A 21676-nucleotide genomic window follows, 5' to 3' on the forward strand; every position below is an offset into this window, starting at 1 on the left:
TCCACGAAGCAGGGCGGTGGGGTGCTCGACGGTCTCTGTGCACCGAAGTTGGGATGCGTGACGACGGTCGTGGCCGACGATTCCCGGCGCGAGCTCAGTGAACCTTTCTCAGGTCCGGTCGAAGTCGCAATACATCACGTGCAGGCCGACGCGGCCTTGCGTCGGGTGCGCGAAGGCTCCCGGCACGGTGCCGACCACCTGGAACCCGAGCCGTTCGTAGACGCCGACGGCGGCCGTGTTGGTCTCGACCACCGCGTTGAACTGCATCCCGGCGTAACCCCGCTGCCTCGCCCAGTCCAGCGCGTACCGGCACAACGCGGTGCCCACACCCCTGCCACGTGCGTGCGGAGCGACCATGAAACTGGCTGTCGAAACGTGGGAGCCAGGACCGGGACGGTTGGTTCCCATCTTCGCCGTTCCGACCACCCTGCCGCTGTCCACCGCGACCACGGTCCGGCCAGGAGGATCTTCGATCCACATCTCGCGCGCCGCCTCGGCCGTCATCTCCGGGTCGTAGGGGAACGTCTCCCGCGCACGCACGATCTCATTCATGAACGACCACACCTGCGGCCAGTCGCCGTCCTCGATCGGCCGGATCAGCGGACTCAGAGCGGGTTCTCCGTCATCTCGCACGAGAGACACCATTCCTTCGCATCGTTGCCGGACCGACCACGCGGGCAGGGCTTACAGAACCACGCCGTGCACGATGCGGCAACGCCATTACGCGGCGTCCGGGCAGAGCGCAGCGGCAACGCGAGGGTCGGCATTCCTGGCCGTTTGTCCGCATTGCGAGCCGGGTAGGAGGACCGGCGAGCAGGCGTGACGGGGAGCGAAGAGCCGACCTCGACGCTCTGCGACGCCGCTGCACACCCGATCTTCGCCGACCATGTGTCCGGCAGACCTGGACCGGGCTCAACTCCCCGACTTCAGGGTTTCGATGACGTCGGCGGCAACCTCATCGGCCACGCGACAAGCCTTCTCAGGATTCTCGTAGAAGGAAACCGCGGAAACACCGAAAGTCATGTCATCGGCAATTCCTACCACGAGTTCGCAATCCCCTCGATCGCGGGCGTCACTAACCCCCAGGTAAACAGCCGGATAGCTCGAGATCGAAGTCTCCTCCCACAGCTCGTATCGACCTTGGTCACGCGCCATCTCGTGCCCACGCAAGCCACCAAGCCCACGTTCCTTGTTTCCTGAATTGATATTGACACCGATACCACCCTCGTCCTCCCCGGACCAATCGCACGAGGGGCCGAATTCCGCCGAAACCTTGTGATCCTCGGGGAGCCTTGGTGTGGCCTCACTCGGCGAGGTCCCCAGTTTCGCGAGCATCTCCGGAGAAACGAGCTCACACGGCCTCGACAGATACGGACTGATGTCCAGCGGCTCACTAACCTTACGCTCGGGAGCCTTACCTGCCACCGACGTAGTTGTATCGTCCACCGCAGGCTGAGCCACGCCTTCCGTGCCTGCCGAACAGGAAGCGCCAAAGAGGACAACGGCAACCATAGAGAAAATTCGAAAAAACCTAAAGCGATAATCACACATCGGATACTCCTCCAAAGGAATCGGCACTATCGCCATCCACATTGGATATAGACTTCTTGGCGGCTTCCAATTTAGCCACAAATTCTTTAACATAGTCACGCATAGCGTCGTTAAATTCCGCAAGAGAATCCATTCCCTCATGTAATGCGTTCATGAATTCCACGGAGGGCTGATCATTCGAAGGAGCATGGATTCCTTGCCGCGCTGGAGCAAGAAGAGTTTTGTCCGCCTCAAGTTCTTCGGCCAGCGCCTTCCAGTCCGCGATGACGGCGTCGATCTCCTCCTCGTCGAAGGACCACGACCCGCCGTTCCCTTCACCGAGTCGCGCTGCCGCCGACATTCCCAGCTTGGCCATACCGGCGGGGCCGCCCAGCACCGAGCCAACCGCATCGGTGGCGCTGACGCCGTTGGTCAGCTCGTCAGAAAGCGCCTCGTACCAGTTCTCTGTCATCGAGATCCTCCCCAGCAACATCCCCTGAAACGCCTACGAGGGTAGCCAACGAGCCACACTGGGTCAGCACCCTCCGGTGACACGCCGGTCGGGTCTCCTGCCAGCCATGCGCGCGCCACGACTCCCTCCAAGCCCGGATCGGCAATCGGGCAACGTCTGCCACGTCGGCCGCCCCTGAGGTCGTCACCAGCAGCCGGGAGAACGGTGTTCACATGACGTCGGGGTTGTGCTGTCGTGCCAGGACCCAGACGTAATACCACTTGTTGGCACGCAGCGTTCGGACACTGTTCTCCGTCGCGGCGTGGATGATGCCCCAGAGACCACCGCTTGCTCCCACAGCGGCGACCGCCACCTCCATCGCAGGCCCGTACACGGCGACGAGAACAGCTCCGACTGAGCCGATCGTGGCACCGGAGATCGCCACGGCGCGTCTTCTTCTCACCTTCATCATCTCGGATTGAACGGCCCTGATCTCTTCCTTGATCTGTAATCCGTGCCTGACCAGTTCCCGCTCCGACTGAACGGCGTCCAACGCGTCGTCCAGATCGTTGAAGGTCGTACGGAGAAAATCGCGGAACGCCACGTACGAGGTGAACTCCTGCGTGGTGATGTCGCTGAAATCGCGGAGACCGACGCCATCGACGAACGGTAGATCGACGGTCAGGACAGGCCGCACAAGACGGCTTTTCAACGGGTTGGCACCTGAAGCGTCCACCGCCACCCGATCCTTGATGAGGTAATCGACCCCTGGATAGCGCCGGTGGGAAGTCAAATGCCGCATCCCGAGCTGGTGTTCCGGCCGCACCGTGCCCGAAGCGTACCCGGTCGCGTAACAGGGCAGATACCACGCGAGTCCCGCCTTGAGCAACGGCTCGGCATTCACGATCCACGTGCCCAGGTCCGCCAGATCGGGGCAGTACATGCCGTACCACTTCTCCGTGACCTTGACGGTGCTGGACAGCTCGGCCGCGTTTCGGCCGTAATCGAAAAGCACCCCGTCCGCGTTGCACGTTGCGTCGAAGAGGTCATGCCGGTCTCGCTCACTGAACCGCGACACCGTGAGGTCATGCTGCAGGCCGAGGCGATGAAACTGTCCTGAATCGGTGTGCGACAGAAGGAGGGTGTCCGATATCAGTGTGGCGCGTTTGGTGATGGTGTCGAATTCGTCCCCGGTGTCGCCGGTCGCCAGGGCGACAGTGAACCGTTCGGTTTTCAGTTTGCGCTCGTCAGCCACCGCGGCCTTCCGGCGACTCCACAACGTCCGGCCGTACTCCATCGCCACTTGTTCCGGAGAGAGGCGATGCACGTTTCCGGACCTGAAGAACCGCCGCATGCGCTTGGCGACGGCATCGTTCTGCACAGGCTGGCGGCGACCGAACATCGCCCCAGCATAAAGAGCCATCGGGAATCCGGCCCAGCATTCGGACGATTCCTCGACCCGGCCCGCGTCGAGGACGACGATCTCGTCAACCGCGCAGAGGCCACACACGGTGCGCGGTGGCCCTTCTTCCAAGCCGCCGGTGCCACGAGTTCATATCCGGCTCGTTCCACGGCCGCACGGACGTCGGACACGTCGAGTGCGCGCTCGCTGATCACCGTGACGGCGTCGCCCGCGACATCCACGGACACGGTGACGACCGCGTCCAGCCGGAGTAGTTCCTCGGTCACGAAGGTCTCGCAGTGTCCGCATGCCATGCCGAGCACGCTGTAAATCCGCTCCGTCACGACGTCACCCCCGATTCCCCATGCCCTCTAGCCTGCCGGCGTTCCATCCTGGTCAGCATGTCCGCCCTGCGCATCCTGCCGTCGGCGGCGTTGCGATCCTCATCGGCCCCGAAGGGCCGATGCCACCCGAGATCCCGATGACCCGCCCGTCGTTGTCGCGGATGTTGCGATCCTCATCGGCCCCGGAGGGCCGATGCCACACCTGATCGGCCGGTGCTACCCGCCGGCCTTGCGTAGGTGTTGCGATCCTCATCGGCCCCGGAGGGCCGATGCCACCGGCGCCCGCTCATGCCGCCACCCCCGCGACCTGGGTGTTGCGATCCTCATCGGCCCCGGAGGGCCGATGCCACCCTGCTTGAGCAGGCGTTCTTCTCCCCTGGACGGCCAATTGTCACCTTGTCGTGATCGACATTCCGGGGAAACGCTTCGGAACCCCTCGGCGTGTCGCCCCACGCTTGGCGCTCCGAAGACCTGCTCCTAGTAAATCAAAGGCGTGTCGTGCGGTGCGGGCGGCGAATGGCCAAGGTGTTGCGCGGTGCTGAATGTGCCGCGGTGAAGGTGGTAGACCCGGATACTGTCGCGCTCGGGATAGATGATGTCGAGGAGCCAGTGACGCATCACTCGCCATTCCACTTCGCTGCACCTCGTCGCCCCGATGCTGCTCGACAGCGACGCCGGACGGCTGTCCCTGCTCTACGCCGTCACGGTGTTCGGGTCACCGCGCGACGTCACTCTCGACGAGATCGCCATCGAGACCTTCTTCCCCGCCGACGACGCCACTCGCGCGGTGCTCGCCCCCCTCGCGTCGGCGGACGACACCGAACCCGCCCTCGCCTGACCGCCGCCAGGGCCGCGGGTGGTCCACCCCGAACGACCGGCGGCCCACGACAGGCTTGAGCTGTCGTGGGCCGCCGTGGTCGGCTCCGGCCGCCGTCAGGCGACGGTTTCGGGAACCTTGGGCCGCTCCTGGGCGGTCACCGAGGGGTGCTCCTCGGTGATGCCGCTGCGGAAGCCCTTGAGCCGCAAGCTGTTGGTGACCACGAACACCGAGCTGAACGCCATGGCCGCCCCCGCGATCATCGGGTTGAGCAGACCGGCCGCCGCCAGTGGCAGTGCCGCCACGTTGTAGGCGAAGGCCCAGAACAGGTTGCCCTTGATGGTCGCGAGCGTGCGGCGGGAGAGCCGGATGGCGTCGGCGGCGACCCGCAGGTCACCCCGCACGAGGGTGAGGTCGCTCGCCTCGATGGCCACGTCCGTTCCGGTGCCCATCGCCAGCCCGAGGTCGGCCTGTGCGAGCGCGGCGGCGTCGTTGACACCGTCACCCACCATCGCCACGACCCGCCCCTGTGCTTGCAGTCGCTTGACCACGTCCACCTTGTCCTGGGGCAGCACCTCCGCGATCACCTCGTCGATGCCCACCTCGGCGGCGACCGCCTTGGCGACGGCCTCGTTGTCGCCGGTGAGCAGCACCGGAGTGAGGCCCAGCTCCCGCAGTTGCGCGATCGCCTCGGCCGACGTCGGCTTCACCGTGTCGGCCACCACGAGAACACCGCGGGCTTTGCCGTCCCAGCCGACCGCGACGGCGGTCCGGCCCTGCGCCTCGGCGGCAGCCTTGGCCTCGGCCAGCTCCGGTGTGAGGTGCTGGCTCCAGTCCTCCAGCAGCGCGGTCCTGCCGACGAGCACGGCACGCCCGTCCACGATGCCCTGCACGCCGAGACCCTCCACGTTCGTGAAGCCCTCGACAGCAGGCAGTGCGCCGACCTTCTCCTGAGCGCCCTTGGCGATGGCCTGGGCGATCGGGTGCTCCGAGGCGTCCTCCAGCGCACCGGCCAGCCGCAGCACCTCGTCGGCGTCCTCACCGTCGGCGGTGTGCACCTCGACCAGCGCCATCCGGCCTGTGGTCACCGTGCCCGTCTTGTCGAGGACGACGGTGTCAACACGGCGCGTGGACTCCAGCACCTCGGGGCCCTTGATGAGAATCCCGAGCTGGGCACCACGGCCCGTCCCCACCAGCAGCGCAGTGGGCGTGGCCAAGCCGAGCGCGCACGGGCAAGCGATGATCAGCACCGCGACGGCTGCGGTGAACGCGGCCGACACCGTGCCGCCCGCTCCGAGCCAGAACGCGAGCGTTCCCACGGCAAGGGCGATCACGATCGGCACGAACACGCCCGAGATGCGGTCGGCGAGACGCTGCACCTGGGCCTTGCCCGTCTGCGCGTCCTCCACCAGTTTGGCCATCTGCGCGAGCTGCGTGTCCGAACCGACGCGGGTGGCCCTCACGACGAGCCTGCCACCGGAGTTGACCGTCGCACCCACGACGCTGTCACCCGGCCCGACCTCCACGGGCACCGACTCGCCGGTGAGCATGCTGGCATCAACCGCCGAGCTGCCCTCCTCGATCACACCGTCGGTGGCGATCTTCTCGCCGGGCCGGACGATGAACCGGTCGCCCACCGCGAGCTGCTCGACGGGAATCCGTTCTTCGCGCCCGTCGCGCAGGACCGCGACCTCCTTCGCGCCGAGTTCGAGCAGCGCCCGTAGCGCGGCACCGGCCCTGCGCTTGGAGCGGGCCTCGAAGTAGCGGCCTGCCAGGATGAACGTGGTCACCCCTGCCGCGACCTCGAGGTAGATGTTGCCGTCACCGCTGATGCGCTCGATGGTGAGTTCGAACGGGTGGGTCATTCCCGGCTCGCCCGCGCTGCCGAACAGCAGCGCGTACAGCGACCAGGCGAACGCGGCGATGGTGCCCATGGAGATCAGCGTGTCCATCGTCGCCGCGCCGTGCCGGAGGTTGGCCCACGCCGCCTTGTGGAACGGCCACGCCGCCCACACGATCACCGGCGCGGCCAGGGTCAGCGAGATCCACTGCCAGTACGTGAACTGCAACGCGGGCACCATGGCCAGCACGATCACCGGCACCGACAGGATCAGCGAGCCGATCAGCCGGTCCCGCAACGACCGGGTCGGGTCCTCGGCCTCACCGTCCGTGCCTGCCTTGCCGCCAGCCTCGGCGGCTGCCTCCGTCCTGGGCTTCGGCAGTGTCGCGCTGTAGCCGGCGGCCTCCACCTGGGCGACGAGCTGGTCCGGCTCGACGCCGTCGGCGTAGACGACCTTGGCCTTCTCGGTGGCGTAGTTGACGGTGGCGCTCACACCGTCGAGCTTGTTGAGTTTGCGCTCGATCCGGTTCGCGCAGGATGCGCAGGTCATGCCGCCGATCGCGAGTTCGATCTCGTGGCCCGCGCTCGGGTTCGTCACCTCGGATGTCACTGTGCTTCTCCTTCCCGGTCCGGATCAGCCGTGGCCGCCGTGGCCGTCATCGCTGTGGCCCTGGTCGCCGGTGGATGTGGGTGCCGAGCCCGCTGTGCGGTCGCTCGTGGCGGTCGGCAGGGTGAACTCGGCCGTGCGGACCTCACCTCCGTGCTGGAAGTCGAAGAACAGCCGGTAGGTACCCTCCGAGGGTACTTCGACATGGAAATCGACGGTCGGCCCCGGCTTCGTCTTGCCGTCACCCGGCTCGCCGCCGGGGTGAACGTGCAGGTAGGCGAGGTCGCCACCGCGGAGAGCGACGAGGTGGCCGTAGGCTCCGAGGTAGGGCTGGAGGTCGGTGACCTCCTTGCCGTCCTTGCTGACCGTGAGCGTCACCGTCGTTCCCCTGCCCGGCACGAGGTCGCCGTCGAGGCGCACCTCGTAGTCGTCGATGGTCGCGACCCGGGACGGTGAGTGTTGCGCGGGCTGGAACTCGCCCGGCACGGCCAGATCGACACCGAGCGTGGCCGCCTCGCCACCGGTGGGGACGAAGTCGGCGAAGGCGCGGTAGCTGCCGGGGCGCGTGACGTCGAGCGGGACGCTCCACGTCCCATCGTCGGCCATCGTCGGGTGGAGGTGCTGGAAACCGGCGGTGTCGCGCCGTACGACGATCAGGTGCATGCGCTTGTCGTGCTCGACGTCGAAGCGGGTCACCGGCTCGCCGTCCGGTCCGACGATCCGGAAGGAGAACTCCTCGTCGGAACCCGAAGGCAACGTCGTGCTGGTGGGCGTGAGGGTGTAGCCGCCCCTGGACGACGCGAGCCCTGCGGGCAGGTCGGGCTGCGTGGTCTCCGCGACGGTGTCGCTGTGGGCGCCCCTGTGCGCGGCGTCCTCGTCGCCGTGCACGCCGGCCGACCCGGCGACGGGGCCGACAGCGTTGCCGATCACCCAGCCGCCACCGGCGGCCAGGGCGAGCGCCGCACCGTAGGCGGAGAGCTTCCCTGCAGTGTTCATCTCGATCCTCGCGTGAAGGGACCGCCTGTTCAGGCAGTCAGCTGATATCCGGCTTCTTCCACAGCGGCGCGCACCTCGTCCGTTCCGAGGTCGCGGTCGCTGGTGACGGTGACCTTGCCGGTCGGGAGGTCCACCGCCACGTCGGTCACTCCGTTGATCTCGCTGACCTCTTCGGTCACCGAGAGCACGCAGTGCTGGCAGGTCATGCCGGTCACTGTGTACGTCTGCTGAGCCATCTCGTCTCCTCCTTGCTGTCCGGTTCAGGACGGTAGTTCGCCGGTGGCGATCCCGCCGGGCCCATTTTACCCACCGGGGGTATCGGCGAGTCGCCCTGGACGTGATGCGCAAGACATGTATACCCTACCCCCGTACCCCAGTCAACAGGAGGCGACCATGCGAATCACGATCGACTTCGACCGCTGCGAGAGCCACGGGCTGTGCGCGCTGACCGCACCAGAGGTCTTCCGGATCGACGACGACGGCTTCACGCAGTACAACGCGGAGCCGGACCCCTCGGAGCGGGACAACGTCGTACAGGCCGTCCGGGACTGCCCGGTGCAGGCCATCCGGATTCTCGCGGGAGGCGAGTCGTGAGAACGCTGCGGCGCATCGTCGTCGTGGGCGGCGGGGTGGCAGGACTCCGGACCGCCGAGGCGCTCCGCCACAACGGCTTCACCGGAGAGCTGATCGGTCTCACCTCGGAGCCTCACCCGCCCTACGCGCGCCCACCACTGTCCAAAGCCGCACTGTCCGACCCCGACTGGAAACTCCAGCCGCTGGACGAGACCAACGGCGTTTCCTGGCGGCTCGGAACCACGGCGTCCGGCCTCGACCTCACCAACCGCCGCATCGAGATCGGGGACGGGACCGATATCGCGTTCGACGCCGCGGTGCTGGCTACCGGCCTCAGCGCGAGGATTCCTCCCACGATGCGGGCCGCGCTGCCGCTGCGCACGGCCGACGACGCGATCCGGCTCCGCGCGATCTTGCGTGGCCACCAAGGACACCACAGACACCACAGACGCCTCGTGATCGTGGGAGCGGGTTTCGTCGGCTCCGAGGTCGCGGTCGCCGCACGGCAGGCGGGATGGACGGTCACCGTGGCCGACCCGCAGCACTCGCCACTCGCCCCGGCGCTGGGCACCCGCGCCGCACAGTGGCTGTGGGAGCAGCACAGGGTCCGGGGAGTGCGCACCCGCTTCGGCCACGCCGTCCACGCGATCGAGCGCACGGATGGCGGCTACCACGTGGTGCTCGACGACGGCTCGGTCGTCCCCGCCGACGCGGTGGTGGCCGGGCTCGGAGCCACACCGAACACGGAGTGGCTTTCCGGCTGCGGACTCGACATCACCGACGGCGTGCTCACCGACGCGGGTGGCGCCGTGGTCACGACCGACGGCACGGTGGTCGATGACGTGGTGGCCGTCGGGGACGTCGCCCGGACGCCGTCCCCGCTGACCGGTGGCCGCGCGGTGCGTCACGAACACTGGGCCGCGGCCACCTCCGGCGCACAGCGTGTCGGCGCGACGCTGACCGGACACCGGCCGCCGCCTGCGATTCCCCCGGTGTTCTGGACCGATGTCTACGAGCATCGGGTCCAGGTGGCCGGCCGCCCCGAGGGGACGGAGTCGGAACCCGAACCCGGCCCTCGAGGCTTCTGCGTGCGCTATCGGTCCGGAGACGGCACGCTCACCGGAGCCGTCGCCGTGAACTGGCCGCAGCGGCTCGCCGTCCTCACTCGGGAGCTCGCGTCGGCAGGGAGGGCGGCATGACCGAGGTGTGGCGGAAGGACACGTCCGCGCGCGTTCGCGGCTGGCGGCTGTCCGCAGGGGCCGCGGTGCGCCTCTGCTGCCGGGCGCCGGTTCCGGTCCTGCTGGCCGCCGCCCAGCGTTCGGGGCGCCGTGGCAGCATCCGGGCCTCCGTGGAGGTGAGCGGGCCACGCCGATGCCGTCGGCAGGACTGAACCACGGGGACGGGAGGAAGGCCGTGGACGGCCTTGCCTAAATACCCAACGGGGGTATAGTAATAACCGCAAGCGATCACAGAAGGGATCCGACAGTGAGCGACAACGTGTACACCGTCAAGGGAATGACCTGCTCCGGCTGCATGACGAAGGTGACGAACGCCGTGACGTCCGTGGCCGGTGTGGACGATGTGGACATCGACATCACCACGGGCGAGGTCACTGTCCTCAGCACGACCCCGGTGGACGGCGATCTCGTTCGCGAGGCGATCAACAAGGCGGGCTACGAGGTCGCGGGCTGACATGAGCGAACAGCCAGAAGCGGCCGTCGTGATCAAAGTCGTGGACAACGGCCCCTACCAGGTCAAGGGACCGGTCAGGGTGGTTGACCACGACAACAACGCCTTCGATCTCGGGCCAGGCCGGACACAACTGCTCTGCCGCTGCGGCCGGTCGGCGAGGAAGCCGTTCTGCGACGGCTCCCACACGAGAACGGGTTTCGCGGCCACTGATCGGGCGACGAAACCGGACAGCGACGACAGCGCCACCTGAAGAACACCGGGGGTGTGCCGGTCGAAGGATCGGCACACCCCCGGTTCTGAACTATCCACAAACGACCTGGCACCGGCGAACCCGCACAACCGGGGCAGCGAAATTTCCGCTCGTCGCTGCCAGGGACAGCGCGATGGACCTGCGTGACGGACTCTTGCGGACGGACGCCGGAGGCCAGGGATGTCAGTGGTGGTAGGCGTGAGCCACCGCGTGACCGCGGCCACGGCTGATCAGCCACTTGTTCACGGGGACAGTGATCACGAACGCCACCGCGAAGGCGAACGCGAGTGCTCCCCAGAACAGCAGCGAGTTCAACGGCGCCTCCATGGCACCGGGAACAATGATCATCACGCCGTTGTCCACGATCTCCATGACGGTGATGGAGATGGTGTCCGCGGCCAGCGCCACCTTCAGCGCCTGTTTGAATCCCACACCGGCACGCATGATGCCGCGCATGCTCAGCGCGTACCCGAAGAAGAACGCCAACGCGATGGCCAGCGCGATGGTGGCCACGTTGTTCCAGTCGAGCGCGGTGCCGATCACCATGCCGAGCACTTCACCGATGGCGCACCCGGTGAGACAGTGCAATGTGGCCGACGCGGCCATACCCCAGGTCGCGGTGTGCCCGCCGTGGGAGCCGTGCGCACCGTGGGAACCGTGCTGGCCATGCCCCTCCGAGTGATCGTCGTGGTGCTCCCCATGGTGGTGGCCGGGGTGGTGCTCATGACTTTCGTCGTGGGAAGAGTCGTGATGCACCAACGGATGCTTCTCTGACACGGCAGGAACCTCCCTTTTGTCCGGCACATCCTGCTACGGGGTACGGGTACAACGCAAGGGCGTCCAGACCGGAATCTTGAGAGGCACCGAACAGGGAACCTCTCCCGCCAAACTGGTACTTCACTGAGTTTTTGGACGAACACTCAGGGCTACAGCGGACATCTCACCCCCCAGAAGAAGAAGCCGTTGGCAAACTGACCCACATACCCCCCTGGCGTATCGACGAAGATCGTGCTACGTTCCCACGCATACCCCCTAGAGGTATGGAGGAGAACGATGAATGACCTGACCCGGAGCGCCTCCCGCAGATGGTGGGCGCTCGCTCTGATCGCCACGGCGCAGTTCGTCGTGATCATGGACACCTCGATCATCGGTGTCGCGCTACCCCAGATCCAGAACGACCTCGGCTTCTCCCCGGAGGGGTTGTCCTGGGTGTTCAACGCCTATGTGGTGGCCTTCGGCGGGCTGCTGCTGCTCGGCGGCCGCCTCTCCGACCTCCTCGGCGCCCGGCGCGTGTTCACGGCCGGATGGCTGGTCCTGCTCGCCGGATCGGCGATCGCGGGAGCCGCGGGAACGGTATGGATGGAGCTGACAGGCAGGGCCGTGCAGGGAGCGGGCTCCGCGCTGATCGCGCCGTCGGCCCTGACTCTCCTGATGACGATCTTCGGTGGTGAACCACGCGAGCTGACGAAGGCACTGGCGCTCTACGGCGCGGCTGCGCCTGCCGGGGGCACGGCCGGGGTCTTTCTCGGCGGTGTCATCACCGAGTACGTCAGCTGGCCGTGGGTGTTCTACCTCAACATCCCGATCGCTGTCGTGGCGATGCTGGCCGCACCGGCCCTGATGCCGACGGGCTCGGCACAGCGCGGCTCCATCGACGTGTTCGGCGCCGTCACCGTCACCGCGGGTCTCGCCCTCGCGGTGTACGGCATCGTCCGCGCCCCCGACGCGGGATGGGGCTCGGTGGAAATCCTGGTGGCGCTGGGTGCGGCCGTCGCTCTGCTCGCCGGTTTCGTGGTGATCCAGTCGAAGCGCCGGACACCGCTGGTGCGGCTCGGCATCTTCCGCACTCCCCAGCTCGGAGCCGCCAACGTGGCACAACTGCTGCTTGCCGGAGCCTGGATTCCCATGTGGTTCTTCCTGAACCTCTACCTGCAGCAGGTGCTCGGGCTCGGTGCGTTCGCCAGCGGATCGGCGCTGTTGCCGATGACCACCGTCATCATGATCGGCATGATCGCGGTCGGCCCGCGCCTGACCGCCAGGTTCGGAGCCAAGCCGATGATCGTCACCGGTCTGTTCGTGCTGGCCGCCGGTCTCGGCTGGCTGTCGCTGGTGCGGCCGGACGGCAACTTCTGGGTGGACGTCCTGCCCGCGTCGCTCGTGGCGGCCGCCGGTATGGCGCTGGCGTTCGTCCCGTCGCTGGGCACCGCCATCTCCAGCGCCCGTCCTGAGGAAGGTGGCCTCGCCTCCGGCATCGTCAACACCAGCTACCAGGTCGGCTCGGCTCTCGGCCTCGCCGCGATGACCGCGCTGGCCATGTCGATGGGAGCGGGGCAGGCCGGTGACACCCAGGCCGTGACGGACGGCTTGTCGGCGGCCTTCGTCGGCGCGGGTGGCATCGCCGTCGCGGGTGGCTTGATCGCCGCCGCGATCCTGCGAGGGCGGCGCGCCCAGCGGGAGCAGAACACCACCCCGGCCGGCACGAACGCGTGAGACACGGCAAGCCCCGGACAGGAGAAGACCGATGAAGAACATCGAGGCACTCGAGATCCACGAGGCGCCCGGCAAGTCCCGGCAACTGCTGGAGGACATCGCCGCCCGCCGTGGCTCGGTCGGCGAGATGATCAGCACCATGGCCCATTCGCCCGCGCTGCTGGAGGGGTTTCTGACCCTGTCGCGGTCGATGAAGCGCAGCAAACTGCCCCGCACGACCAGCGAGAAGATCTCCCTCGCCGTCCAGCAGTGGATCGGTTGCGGCGCGTGCCTCCAGGCGCACGGCGACGCCGCTCGCGGTCTCGGCCTAACCGAATCCGACATCGACCTCGCGCGGCAGGGCACCTCCACCGACGCCAGGGAAGCCGCCCTCATCCAGTTCGCTCTGCAGATCCTCGCCGAACCGTCGGCCATCACCCCGGCCGAGGTGGAGGCGCTGCGCGGACACGGATGGACCGACCGATCGATCATCGAGGTCGTCGGTGTCGTGGTGCTCAACCAGATGACAGGCTCGTTCAACCTCGTCGCCGGGATCGAACCGGCAGAAGATACGGCAGCACCCGGCCCCATGGCCCGGTGAGAGCCCGCGAGGATCGACGCCGGGGCGCTCGCGCGAAAGCGCGTGAACCGCCCCGGCGTCGATGTGTTCCCGCCGCCCTGCACCGGAGGGCCATCGGGTTCGGCCATGTGCCCCACCCGCACCACACTCGCGGGTCAGTACCCTGAACCCGACGTGACGACCGATCCTTCGCGATGGAGAGCCACGGTGAACGACGAGCGCCGGAACGTGGCGCTGCGCTGGCTGCTGGTCTGCCTCGTGCTGCTCGGGCTGGTCACCATGCATCACGTCGTCAACGACCACACCGAGCACATCGACCACCTCCCGGCCTCCGAGCACACCTCGGCCGCCGCTCACCCGGTCGCCCCCGAACACCACTCGCCGTCCCCCGGCCACGACGACTCGTCGGCACTGACGCACCTGTGCCTCGCCGTGCTCGTCGGGTCGATCGTCCTGGTCCTCGCTCACAGGCTTCTGCGACGGGCCACCGACCTCGCAGCAAGGCTCCGCCTTCCCGCCCCGCGCACCGGCGGCGACCGCGCTCCCCCCTTCCCGTCAGGCGTTCGAACCGGGTTCGCCTACGACCTCTGCGTGCTGCGGCTGTGATGTGCCCACGTCGCCGGGTATCCGGCGGCATTCGACCTCACAACCCACCCGACGGACGCGGAGAAGATTCGTCATGAAGAAATCCCTGATCCAGGCTGCCCTTGCCACGGCGGCGGCCACAATGGTCGCGGCGGTCGCAGCCGGATGTTCCGGTGGCGGCGACGAGGGCGCGCACCAGCAAGGCGACCCGGCGCCGCGCACCAGCAGCATCGCGCAGGCCCAGCAGGAGTCCCACAACCAGGCCGACCTCACCTTCGTCCAGGGCATGATCCCTCACCACGAGGGCGCCATCGAGATGGCCGACCTCGCCGAGACCCGCACGGACAACCCCGAGATCCTCGACCTCGCGGAACGCATCCGGCAGGCGCAGGGCCCCGAGATCGAGCAGATGCGAGGCTGGCTCGACGCCTGGGGTGCCGCCGAGATGCCAGGGCCGGGGCACGACCAGGAACACGGCAGGCACGGCCAGGGCCACCACGAGGAGATGCCGGGAATGGGTGCCGAGGACATGGAACGACTCGGCAACGCGAGCGGCGCGGAGTTCGACCGGCTCTTCCTCGAGTTGATGGTCGAACACCACCAGGGCGCTGTTGACATGTCCCGCACCGTGCTCAGCGAGGGCAGCAGCCCCGAGGTGAAGGACCTGGCACAGCGCATCATCGACTCGCAGGAAGCCGAGATCGAGGACATGCGCTCCCTGCTGAAGAACTGAACCGGCCCCACCCATTCTCCTCGCCTGCGGGCTCGCTCCGGCGGGTCCGCAGGCCCCATCTCCGACGTGAAGGACCTCTCGTGCCACGCACACACCACGTTCTGCCCGCCCTGCTGATCATGCTCACCGCCGCCTGCGGCGCCGAGGACACCGGCGCGACACCGGGTGATCCGCCGAGCGCCACCCGGAACGCGCCGTCGGGCACGGCGGAGGCGGGAAGCGACCACAACGGCAGCGACGTCGAGTTCGTCGGCGGCATGATCCCGCACCACGAACAGGCTGCCGTCGTCGCAGGGCTCGCGTCGGAGCGCGCGTCGAGCCCCGAGGTGAAGGACCTCGCCGAGCGCATCGGGTCGGCGAACAAGGCCGAGCTGGACCAGCTGCTCGCCCTGCCGAAACTATGGGGAGTGGAGGTCACGCCCGGCACGGCGAACGACGACCACGACCACTCACACCTCATGAGCGAGGAGACCTTCCAGCGCCTGGAACAGAGCACGGGCCCCGACTTCGACACGCTGTGGCTGGAGAACATGATCGAACACCACGAGGGCGCCGTGGAGATGGCCGAGGCGCAGCTGCGTGACGGCAAGGACCCGCTCGCGTCGATGTACGCGCAGGACATCGTCGATCGGCAGAGCAAGGAGATCGACGAGATGAGAGCCCTGCTGGGCGGGTAGCCCGCGAAGCGCCGCGATCAGCGCCGGTTGTACAGGCGCATGGTGACGGCACCGAACACGGCGGTCAGCACCACGGCCGCACCCAACGTCCAGGCGATGGCTCCGGTGTCCCACGTGCCGTGCATGGCGCTGCGCACGGCGGCCACCACGTGGGTCACCGGGTTGACGTCCACGAACGCCTGGAGCCAGCCCGGCATGGTGCCGGGTTCGACGAGCACATTGGACAGGAAGGTACTGGGGAACAGCACCATCGAGCTGACACCCATCACGGCTTTCTCGGTGCGCAGCAGCAGCCCGAACATCGTCCAAATCCACGAGAACCCGAAGGCGAAGACGACGAGCAACGCCACCCCGGCAAGCACCCCGAGCACACCTCCTGCGGGGCGGAACCCGATCAGCAGGCCGACCACCACGACGGTCGCCGACGCCGCCGTGTACCGGAAGACGTCCCCCAGCAGCGCGCCAACGAGTGCGGAGGGCCGCCAGATCGGCAGGGTGCGGATGCGGTCGAACACGCCCTTGGCGATATCGACGTTGACCCCCATGCCCGTGTACATCGTGATCACCATGACGCTCATCACGAGGATGCCGGGCAGGAGGTACTGCACGTACTCGTCGGGCGAGCCGCTCAACGCCCCACCGAACAGGAACGTGAACATCAGCGTCATGATCACCGGGAACACGGTGACGTCGATGAGTTGCTCCGTATCGTGCTTGATCTTCAGCATGGCCCGCCATCCGAACGCGAACGACGCGGCGAACGCGCTCGCGGGAGCGGGGCGTGAGCCGTCGGCGAGCACGTCACGCAGCGCCTGATTCGGCTCGCGGGCCTCGGCTTCGATGGTCTGGGTCGCGGTCATGCGGGCTGCTCCTGGCTCGTTCGTTCCGTCAGGGAGAGGAACACCTCGTCGAGAGTCGGGCTGCCAAGAGTGAAGTCCTCGACGCCGATTCCCTGCCTGGCAAGGCGATCGAGCGCCCGCGCGGCGCGCGCGGTGGTGTCGTCGGCAGCGCCGCCGAGGACCCGTGCCGTGACGACGCCGGGATCGGCCCCGGCATGCGCGGTCACCCCGAGGGCGTCGCCGAGCACGGCAGCCGCCTGCGCCCAGTGCGCCGCATCACGCAGCCGCACCGTGACCGACCCCGCCCCGACGGTGGCCTTCAATTCGGCGGGGGTTCCCTCCGCGATCACGGTGCCGTGGTCGATGACCGCGAGCCGGGAGGCGAGCCGGTCAGCCTCCTCCAGATACTGAGTGGTCAGCAACACGGTGGTGCCCAACGCCACGATCTCCCTGACGATGTCCCAGATCTGGAGGCGGCTTCGCGGGTCGAGCCCCGTCGTCGGCTCGTCGAGGAAGAGAACGTCAGGAGTGACGATGATGCTCGCGGCGATGTCGAGCCGCCTCCGCATGCCGCCCGAGTAGTCCCGCGCCAGCTTGCCCGCGGCCTCCGCGAGGCCGAACGTCTCCAGCAGCGCGTCGGCGCGGCGCCGGGCCGAGCGCGTGGGGTGGCCGAGCAACCGGCCCAGCAGCACGAGGTTCTCCCTGCCGGTGAGTCCCTCGTCCACGGACGCGTACTGACCGGTCAGGCTCACCCTCGCCCGCACGCGGTGCGGTTCGCGCTGGACGTCGTGCCCCAGCACGGTAGCCGTGCCCGCGTCGGGCTTCAGCAACGTCGCGAGCATGCGCACCGTCGTGGTCTTGCCCGCTCCGTTGGGCCCGAGCACGCCGTAGACGGTGCCGACGGGAACGGCGAGGTCAACCCCGTTCACCGCCTTCGTCTGCCCGAACCGTTTCACCAGTCCCGACGTCTCGATCGCCAGTCCACTGTGGTCACGGGCCACCGCGTTCTCCCCCACTCCCTCGGCTCGGGCCCGATCAGGCCGCGACCGGGGTGTTCTGTCCGGTGCGGATGCGCCAACCCTGCGGCCCCCGCTGCAACACGAACACGATGACACTCGCCGTCCGCGTCTCGCCACCGGTTTTCTCAGCGGAGGGCCAGGTGTTGCGCTGCCGCACGTGCACGACGGCGACGTCGTCGCCGAGCAGCGCCACGTTCTCCACCGTGAACGCGCCCCGCACGCCGCGCAGCGGGCCCTCGAAGGCGGATTTCTGCGCGCGATGCAGATCGTCCGCGCCGCGCACCAGGTTGCCTGCCACGTTGACGAACACGGTGTCGGGGGTGAACAGCGCGTTCATCGCGTCGGCGTCGCCGTCGTCGAAGGCTTTGCCGTAACGCTCGACGAGCTCGATGATGTCCTGGTTCGAATCGGTGTCCATGCGGACATCCTGAAACCTCAAGCATGCGAGAGGTCAAGCTCCGGTTCCGGCTGTTCTTCGCTGGGCGGTGCCGGTGATGTTGCGTGCCATCCCGCCGAACACCAGCGTGTGGAACGGCGCGACGGCCTTCCAGTAGAGGTGACCCGCGAATCCTCTCGGGACGAACACGGCACGCTGGTGATAGACGGCACCGCCGCTCTCGTCCGGCCGCACCGACAGCTCCAGCCACGCCTGTCCTGGCAGCCGCATCTCCGCGCGCAACCGCAGCAGCCGGGGCCGGTCCACCCGTTCCACCCGCCACCAGTCGAGAGCCTCCCCCACCCGGAGCCGGCGGGGATCACGGCGTCCGCGCCGCAGTCCGGCACCGCCGCTGAGCCGGTCGATCCAGCCACGGACCGACCAGGCGAGCGGGAAGGAGTACCAGCCGGACTCCCCGCCGATCGACTCGACGACGTCCCACAACACCTGCGGGTCGGCATCCGTGCGTTCGGTGCGCACATCGGTGTAGACGGATCCGCCGGACCAGGTCGGGTCGAGAGGCATCGGCGCGGACGGGCCACCGGTGGCGTCGGACCAGCGGGTCGGCACATCGGCATCCCGCACGTGGGCCAGCGCCAGCTCGATCGCGCGGTCGTAGGGAGTCAGCCCGCCCTCCGGGTCCGGGATGATCTCGGCGACCGAATGATCGCGACACACCACCTCGTGCACCAGCGACTCGACGAGGGGCACCGCGATGGCGCGGGGCACGGGTGTCACCAGGTTGACCCACTGCGCCGACAGCCATGGCGTCAGCACGGGCACCACGAAAATCACGCGCCTGCGCAGCCCTGCCACGGCGGCGTAGCGGCGCATCATGTCGAGGTAGGTCAGCACCTCGGGCCCGCCGATGTCGTACGCGGCGTTGATCTCCCCCGGCGCGGTGGCCGCGCCGAGGAGGTAGTGCAGGACGTCCGCGACGGCGATCGGCTGGATGCGGTTGCGGACCCAGCGCGGCGTGACCATCACCGGCAGGTTCTCGGTCAAGTAACGCAGCATCTCGAAACTCGCCGAACCGGAGCCGAGGATGACCGCCGCCCGCAGCTCCAGCGTGGGCACCGCGCCCTCCCGCAGGATGCGCCCCACCTCGGAGCGTGACGCCAGGTGTGCGGACAGGGTGCCCGACTCGGGGACGATGCCGCCGAGATACACGATGCGCGACACCCCCACCACCTCGGCGACGTCCGCCACGATGTGGGCCGCCGCCCTGTCGATATCGGCGAAGCCGCGCTGGGTCAGCGAGTGGACCAGGTGGTAGACGACGTCCTGGTCCCGCATGGCGGCGGCGACGCTCTCGGCGTCGGTGACGTCGGCGCGCACGATCTCCACCTGGTCGCGCCAGGCGACCCCGGATAGTTTCGCCGGGTTCCTGGCCACCGCGCGAACCTGATGTCCCGCGGCCAGCAGTTCGGGAATGAGGCGTCCACCGAGGTAGCCGGTGGACCCGAACACCACGCATCGCATACCGTCCGCCCCTTTCCCTTCGCTCTCGGCCTGCCGGACCCACCAGGGCAGAGTGACCGGCGCGACGACCGGGTCCCCGGAATGGCGGCGCGGATCACCCCAACGGGTCAGCCAGACGGGATGGGGTCAGCAGGCGCAGCCTGCGCGCGGTGTCACTGCCCCGCTCCGCCGTGTAGAGCACGACGCGGAGGTGCCCGGCGTACTCGGTGAGCACGTCGCAGTGGAGCGCGAGTGGCCCGAGCCGGGGGTGCATGATCGTCTTGGCGTGCCGCGTGTGGGTGCCGACGACGTGGGAGTCCCACAGCCGTGCGAACCGGGAACTGACCCGGCGCAGATCCCCGACCAGCGCGCGCACCTCTTCGTCGCGGGGATACCGGGCGCTCGCCGAACGCAGGTCCGCGACGGCCGCTCGCTCGAATCTCTCCGCCTGCTCCGGCGTGGTCACGACCCTGCCGGTGTCCCCGGTGAAGTGCCGCCACACGGCGTTGCTCTCCCGCCTCGTACCGGGCAGCGGCTCTCCGGTGAGCGCGGTGAAGACGTCGTTGCACTCGATGAGGTGCCAGGCGGCGTCGTGAACGGCGACGGGCACGACGCCGAGGCGCTCGGCCAGCAGGCGCACCGCGTCAGGCACCTCGGTGACCAGCCGGTCGCCGGAGGGCGGGGCGTGGCCCGCGAGCCGGAAGAGGTGGTCCCGCTCCGGCTCGGACAGGCGCAGCGTCCGCGCCAGCGCGGTCAGCACGGAGGCGGATGCCGACGTCGCCCGTCCCTGCTCCAGTTTCACGACGTAGTCAACGGAGATCCCGGACAACAGCGCGACCTCCTCACGGCGGAGGCCGGGCGCCCTGCGGTGTGTCCCTGCGGGAAAGCCCGCCGCCGCCGGTTCGACACGCTCCCGCCACCGGCGCAACAGGACTCCGAGTTCACTGTGCACACCCCAGTGTCCCAGAGTGGTACCAGCCGTCCCAGGAAGAACGAGCGCTACCCACGGCGAGGGCGGCGTCTCCAAGCTTGAACCATGACCATCACCGTGATCACCGGCGCGACCAGGGGCCTCGGGCTGCACACCGCCCGCAGGCTCGTCGCCATGGGACACACCGTGTACCTCGGAGCCCGCGACCCCGGCCGAGGCGAGGCCCTCTGCGCCGAACTCGGAGCCCGCCCGCTGCCGCTCGACGTGACCTCGGAGACGTCGGTGCGCGCGGCGGCCGACCACGTGCGGCGCGAGACAGGGCACGTCGATGTCCTCGTCAACAACGCGGGCATCGCCGGGGCGCCCGTGTCCGCCCCTGAACTCGACGCGGCCACCCTGCTGGAGGTGCTGGACACCAACGTGCTCGGTGCCGTGCGGGTTCTGCGCGCGTTCCTGCCGCTGCTCGGACACAGCCGCGAGCCGGTGGTGGTCAACGTGAGCAGCGGGCTCGGTTCCCTCGCGGCGGCCTCCGCACCCGACGCGCACCGCGACACGGTCCCGGCCTGGCTTCCCGCACCGGCCTACGCCACGTCCAAGGCAGCACTCAACATGCTGACACTCCAGTACGCCCACGCGCTGCCGGGGATGCGGATCAACGCCGTCGATCCCGGCTACACGGCCACGGACTTCAACGGCAACACCGGAACGCAGACCGTGGCCGAGGGGGCCGAGATCATCGTCAGACTCGCCACCGTCGGCGCCGACGGCCCGACCGGTGGTTTCCACCAGCTGAAGGGAGCCGTTTCATGGTGAACGACAAGCGGATCGTGCGCACCGTGGACGTCGTCGTCGATTTCGTCTGCGTGCATTGCTGTCTCGCCTTCACCCGCTTCCGCCGCGCCGCCAACCGCTACCGCGCGACCGGGGCCGATCTGCGGGTGCGGTTGCGTCCCTTCCAGCTGAGGCCCGATGCCCCTGCGGAAGGAGAGGCGTTGTTCGCGGTGCATGTTCGCGAGCGGGGTGAGCGCTTCGCGAGGGAGGTGGCGGCCGACAGCACGATCGGGGCGGCGGACGGGCTGGACATCCGGCTTCGCGACGCGATCTTCACCAACACCGCCGCCGCCCACAGGCTCGTCGCGGTGGCAGCGGAACAGGGGCTCGCCGAGGAGATGACGGAGCGCCTCTTCCGCGCCTACTTCACCGACGGCGTGAACATCGCCGAGCCGGACGTGCTCGACCGGCTCGCCGCCGAGGTCGGCGTCGCGAGCAGCGGTGACGGTGGGGATGGTGGGGGCGGCAGTGACAACGACGCGCTGAGTGCGGCACTCGCCGAGGTCCGCGCGAGCGGGGTGACGACCGTGCCGCTGTTTCGCTTCGACGACGGCACCGTGCTGGAGGGCGAGCCCGCCGAGGCGGAGTTCACCTCGGCGCTGACCCGGTGAAC

Annotated in this window: 26 protein-coding genes and 1 pseudogene; 13 read left to right on the top strand and 14 right to left on the bottom strand. The window is 68.4% G+C overall.

Going from position 1 to position 21676, the window contains the following annotated elements; genetic code table 11:
• Positions 1 to 108: 108 nt before the first annotated feature.
• From SACXIDRAFT_RS00450 to SACXIDRAFT_RS23435, 5 genes and pseudogenes are all read right to left on the bottom strand, one after another.
• On the bottom strand, positions 109 to 645 hold the full coding sequence (locus SACXIDRAFT_RS00450; protein ID WP_006236473.1) for a GNAT family N-acetyltransferase: 537 nt from the start codon (positions 643 to 645) through the stop codon (positions 109 to 111).
• Between the two features lie 267 nt (positions 646 to 912).
• The gene (locus SACXIDRAFT_RS00455; RefSeq protein WP_006236474.1) at positions 913 to 1551 is read right to left on the bottom strand and encodes a DUF3558 domain-containing protein; all 639 of its coding nucleotides are present in this window, start codon (positions 1549 to 1551) and stop codon (positions 913 to 915) included.
• On the bottom strand, positions 1544 to 2002 hold the full coding sequence (locus SACXIDRAFT_RS00460) for a hypothetical protein (RefSeq protein WP_006236477.1): 459 nt from the start codon (positions 2000 to 2002) through the stop codon (positions 1544 to 1546). The genes SACXIDRAFT_RS00455 and SACXIDRAFT_RS00460 overlap by 8 nt, the downstream gene beginning before the upstream one ends.
• Positions 2003 to 2210: 208 nt before the next feature.
• On the bottom strand, positions 2211 to 3491 hold the full coding sequence (locus SACXIDRAFT_RS00465; RefSeq protein ID WP_006236479.1) for a hypothetical protein: 1281 nt from the start codon (positions 3489 to 3491) through the stop codon (positions 2211 to 2213).
• Between the two features lie 53 nt (positions 3492 to 3544).
• A pseudogene (locus tag SACXIDRAFT_RS23435) lies at positions 3545 to 3727 on the bottom strand (heavy-metal-associated domain-containing protein); the annotation flags it as partial.
• Between the two features lie 655 nt (positions 3728 to 4382).
• Here SACXIDRAFT_RS23435 and SACXIDRAFT_RS00470 point away from each other — a divergent pair.
• On the top strand, positions 4383 to 4565 hold the full coding sequence (locus SACXIDRAFT_RS00470; protein ID WP_040921988.1) for a hypothetical protein: 183 nt from the start codon (positions 4383 to 4385) through the stop codon (positions 4563 to 4565).
• Positions 4566 to 4660: 95 nt separating this feature from the next.
• Here SACXIDRAFT_RS00470 and SACXIDRAFT_RS00475 read toward each other — a convergent pair whose 3' ends face one another.
• Genes SACXIDRAFT_RS00475 through SACXIDRAFT_RS00485 form a run of 3 tightly spaced genes read right to left on the bottom strand, consistent with a single transcriptional unit; the run spans position 4661 to position 8223 of the window.
• Positions 4661 to 6994: a heavy metal translocating P-type ATPase gene (locus SACXIDRAFT_RS00475; protein WP_006236481.1), complete on the bottom strand. Its 2334-nt coding sequence runs from the start codon at positions 6992 to 6994 to the stop codon at positions 4661 to 4663.
• A gap of 24 nt (positions 6995 to 7018) precedes the next feature.
• Positions 7019 to 7987, bottom strand: coding sequence for a DUF8832 domain-containing protein (locus tag SACXIDRAFT_RS00480; protein WP_006236482.1), 969 nt, complete (start codon positions 7985 to 7987; stop codon positions 7019 to 7021).
• 29 nt (positions 7988 to 8016) lie between these two features.
• Positions 8017 to 8223, bottom strand: coding sequence for a heavy-metal-associated domain-containing protein (locus tag SACXIDRAFT_RS00485; RefSeq protein WP_006236483.1), 207 nt, complete (start codon positions 8221 to 8223; stop codon positions 8017 to 8019).
• 157 nt (positions 8224 to 8380) lie between these two features.
• On the opposite strand from SACXIDRAFT_RS00485, the gene SACXIDRAFT_RS00490 reads away from it, so the two are divergent.
• The 5 genes from SACXIDRAFT_RS00490 (at position 8381) to SACXIDRAFT_RS00505 (ending at position 10502) form a co-directional block, all read left to right on the top strand.
• A complete protein-coding gene (locus tag SACXIDRAFT_RS00490) occupies positions 8381 to 8581 on the top strand; it encodes a ferredoxin (RefSeq protein WP_006236484.1) in 201 nt (66 codons plus the stop codon).
• The gene (locus SACXIDRAFT_RS00495; protein ID WP_006236485.1) at positions 8578 to 9759 is read left to right on the top strand and encodes an NAD(P)/FAD-dependent oxidoreductase; all 1182 of its coding nucleotides are present in this window, start codon (positions 8578 to 8580) and stop codon (positions 9757 to 9759) included. Before SACXIDRAFT_RS00490 ends, SACXIDRAFT_RS00495 begins: the two co-directional genes overlap by 4 nt.
• Positions 9756 to 9950 (top strand): hypothetical protein, encoded by a 195-nt coding sequence (locus tag SACXIDRAFT_RS23440; protein WP_006236486.1) that lies wholly within the window; start codon positions 9756 to 9758, stop codon positions 9948 to 9950. Before SACXIDRAFT_RS00495 ends, SACXIDRAFT_RS23440 begins: the two co-directional genes overlap by 4 nt.
• Before the next feature lie 95 nt (positions 9951 to 10045).
• Positions 10046 to 10252, top strand: a complete 207-nt coding sequence (locus tag SACXIDRAFT_RS00500) for a heavy-metal-associated domain-containing protein (protein ID WP_006236487.1) — start codon at positions 10046 to 10048, stop codon at positions 10250 to 10252.
• Position 10253: 1 nt separating this feature from the next.
• Entirely contained in the window at positions 10254 to 10502 is a 249-nt protein-coding gene (locus SACXIDRAFT_RS00505) for a CDGSH iron-sulfur domain-containing protein (protein ID WP_006236488.1), read from the top strand.
• A gap of 183 nt (positions 10503 to 10685) precedes the next feature.
• On the opposite strand, the gene SACXIDRAFT_RS00510 is transcribed toward SACXIDRAFT_RS00505, so the two are convergent.
• Complete coding sequence (locus tag SACXIDRAFT_RS00510) at positions 10686 to 11279, bottom strand: DUF4396 domain-containing protein (RefSeq protein WP_408640370.1); 594 nt, start codon at positions 11277 to 11279, stop codon at positions 10686 to 10688.
• Between the two features lie 276 nt (positions 11280 to 11555).
• Between SACXIDRAFT_RS00510 and SACXIDRAFT_RS00515 the strand changes: the two genes are divergently transcribed.
• From SACXIDRAFT_RS00515 to SACXIDRAFT_RS00535, 5 genes are all read left to right on the top strand, one after another.
• The gene (locus SACXIDRAFT_RS00515; protein WP_006236490.1) at positions 11556 to 12992 is read left to right on the top strand and encodes an MFS transporter; all 1437 of its coding nucleotides are present in this window, start codon (positions 11556 to 11558) and stop codon (positions 12990 to 12992) included.
• Positions 12993 to 13023: 31 nt separating this feature from the next.
• Positions 13024 to 13572 carry a carboxymuconolactone decarboxylase family protein gene (locus tag SACXIDRAFT_RS00520; protein WP_006236491.1) on the top strand — a complete coding sequence of 183 codons (549 nt, stop codon included), beginning with the start codon at positions 13024 to 13026 and terminating at the stop codon, positions 13570 to 13572.
• 153 nt (positions 13573 to 13725) lie between these two features.
• A complete protein-coding gene (locus SACXIDRAFT_RS00525; RefSeq protein ID WP_232285219.1) occupies positions 13726 to 14157 on the top strand; it encodes a DUF6153 family protein in 432 nt (143 codons plus the stop codon).
• 73 nt (positions 14158 to 14230) lie between these two features.
• Positions 14231 to 14869, top strand: a complete 639-nt coding sequence (locus tag SACXIDRAFT_RS00530; protein WP_006236493.1) for a DUF305 domain-containing protein — start codon at positions 14231 to 14233, stop codon at positions 14867 to 14869.
• 80 nt (positions 14870 to 14949) lie between these two features.
• Positions 14950 to 15546 (top strand): DUF305 domain-containing protein, encoded by a 597-nt coding sequence (locus SACXIDRAFT_RS00535; protein ID WP_006236494.1) that lies wholly within the window; start codon positions 14950 to 14952, stop codon positions 15544 to 15546.
• A 17-nt stretch (positions 15547 to 15563) separates the two neighbouring features.
• Here the strand turns inward: SACXIDRAFT_RS00535 and SACXIDRAFT_RS00540 are convergent, their stop codons facing one another.
• The 5 genes from SACXIDRAFT_RS00540 to SACXIDRAFT_RS00560 all read right to left on the bottom strand — a co-directional run bounded on the left by SACXIDRAFT_RS00540 (position 15564) and on the right by SACXIDRAFT_RS00560 (position 20328).
• Entirely contained in the window at positions 15564 to 16406 is an 843-nt protein-coding gene (locus tag SACXIDRAFT_RS00540) for an ABC transporter permease (protein ID WP_006236495.1), read from the bottom strand.
• A complete protein-coding gene (locus SACXIDRAFT_RS00545; protein ID WP_006236496.1) occupies positions 16403 to 17386 on the bottom strand; it encodes a daunorubicin resistance protein DrrA family ABC transporter ATP-binding protein in 984 nt (327 codons plus the stop codon). The genes SACXIDRAFT_RS00540 and SACXIDRAFT_RS00545 overlap by 4 nt, the downstream gene beginning before the upstream one ends.
• Before the next feature lie 34 nt (positions 17387 to 17420).
• Complete coding sequence (locus SACXIDRAFT_RS00550; RefSeq protein ID WP_006236497.1) at positions 17421 to 17822, bottom strand: SgcJ/EcaC family oxidoreductase; 402 nt, start codon at positions 17820 to 17822, stop codon at positions 17421 to 17423.
• Between the two features lie 33 nt (positions 17823 to 17855).
• On the bottom strand, positions 17856 to 19322 hold the full coding sequence (locus tag SACXIDRAFT_RS00555; protein WP_006236498.1) for an SDR family oxidoreductase: 1467 nt from the start codon (positions 19320 to 19322) through the stop codon (positions 17856 to 17858).
• Positions 19323 to 19416: 94 nt separating this feature from the next.
• A complete protein-coding gene (locus SACXIDRAFT_RS00560; RefSeq protein WP_232285220.1) occupies positions 19417 to 20328 on the bottom strand; it encodes a helix-turn-helix transcriptional regulator in 912 nt (303 codons plus the stop codon).
• A 9-nt stretch (positions 20329 to 20337) separates the two neighbouring features.
• Between SACXIDRAFT_RS00560 and SACXIDRAFT_RS00565 the strand changes: the two genes are divergently transcribed.
• Both SACXIDRAFT_RS00565 and SACXIDRAFT_RS00570 read left to right on the top strand, forming a co-directional pair.
• Positions 20338 to 21045 (top strand): SDR family NAD(P)-dependent oxidoreductase, encoded by a 708-nt coding sequence (locus tag SACXIDRAFT_RS00565; RefSeq protein WP_006236500.1) that lies wholly within the window; start codon positions 20338 to 20340, stop codon positions 21043 to 21045.
• On the top strand, positions 21039 to 21674 hold the full coding sequence (locus tag SACXIDRAFT_RS00570; protein ID WP_006236501.1) for a DsbA family protein: 636 nt from the start codon (positions 21039 to 21041) through the stop codon (positions 21672 to 21674). Before SACXIDRAFT_RS00565 ends, SACXIDRAFT_RS00570 begins: the two co-directional genes overlap by 7 nt.
• Positions 21675 to 21676 lie beyond the last annotated feature (2 nt).

It is taken from the genome of Saccharomonospora xinjiangensis XJ-54, assembly GCF_000258175.1.
GTDB classification, from domain to species: Bacteria; Actinomycetota; Actinomycetes; order Mycobacteriales; family Pseudonocardiaceae; genus Saccharomonospora; species Saccharomonospora xinjiangensis.

Bases quoted from the DNA above. Each gene is read 5' to 3' on its own strand.
- SACXIDRAFT_RS00490 (WP_006236484.1), top strand. From the start codon at position 8,381: ATGCGAATCACGATCGACTTCGACCGCTGCGAGAGCCACGGGCTGTGC.
- SACXIDRAFT_RS00540 (WP_006236495.1), bottom strand. From the start codon at position 16,406: ATGACCGCGACCCAGACCATCGAAGCCGAGGCCCGCGAGCCGAATCAG.
- SACXIDRAFT_RS00460 (WP_006236477.1), bottom strand. From the start codon at position 2,002: ATGACAGAGAACTGGTACGAGGCGCTTTCTGACGAGCTGACCAACGGC.
- SACXIDRAFT_RS00565 (WP_006236500.1), top strand. From the start codon at position 20,338: ATGACCATCACCGTGATCACCGGCGCGACCAGGGGCCTCGGGCTGCAC.
- SACXIDRAFT_RS00520 (WP_006236491.1), top strand. From the start codon at position 13,024: ATGAAGAACATCGAGGCACTCGAGATCCACGAGGCGCCCGGCAAGTCC.
- SACXIDRAFT_RS00485 (WP_006236483.1), bottom strand. From the start codon at position 8,223: ATGGCTCAGCAGACGTACACAGTGACCGGCATGACCTGCCAGCACTGC.
- SACXIDRAFT_RS00450 (WP_006236473.1), bottom strand. From the start codon at position 645: ATGGTGTCTCTCGTGCGAGATGACGGAGAACCCGCTCTGAGTCCGCTG.
- SACXIDRAFT_RS00470 (WP_040921988.1), top strand. From the start codon at position 4,383: ATGCTGCTCGACAGCGACGCCGGACGGCTGTCCCTGCTCTACGCCGTC.
- SACXIDRAFT_RS00550 (WP_006236497.1), bottom strand. From the start codon at position 17,822: ATGGACACCGATTCGAACCAGGACATCATCGAGCTCGTCGAGCGTTAC.
- SACXIDRAFT_RS00570 (WP_006236501.1), top strand. From the start codon at position 21,039: ATGGTGAACGACAAGCGGATCGTGCGCACCGTGGACGTCGTCGTCGAT.
- SACXIDRAFT_RS00455 (WP_006236474.1), bottom strand. From the start codon at position 1,551: ATGTGTGATTATCGCTTTAGGTTTTTTCGAATTTTCTCTATGGTTGCC.
- SACXIDRAFT_RS00480 (WP_006236482.1), bottom strand. From the start codon at position 7,987: ATGAACACTGCAGGGAAGCTCTCCGCCTACGGTGCGGCGCTCGCCCTG.
- SACXIDRAFT_RS00515 (WP_006236490.1), top strand. From the start codon at position 11,556: ATGAATGACCTGACCCGGAGCGCCTCCCGCAGATGGTGGGCGCTCGCT.
- SACXIDRAFT_RS00530 (WP_006236493.1), top strand. From the start codon at position 14,231: ATGAAGAAATCCCTGATCCAGGCTGCCCTTGCCACGGCGGCGGCCACA.
- SACXIDRAFT_RS00505 (WP_006236488.1), top strand. From the start codon at position 10,254: ATGAGCGAACAGCCAGAAGCGGCCGTCGTGATCAAAGTCGTGGACAAC.
- SACXIDRAFT_RS00555 (WP_006236498.1), bottom strand. From the start codon at position 19,322: ATGCGATGCGTGGTGTTCGGGTCCACCGGCTACCTCGGTGGACGCCTC.
- SACXIDRAFT_RS23440 (WP_006236486.1), top strand. From the start codon at position 9,756: ATGACCGAGGTGTGGCGGAAGGACACGTCCGCGCGCGTTCGCGGCTGG.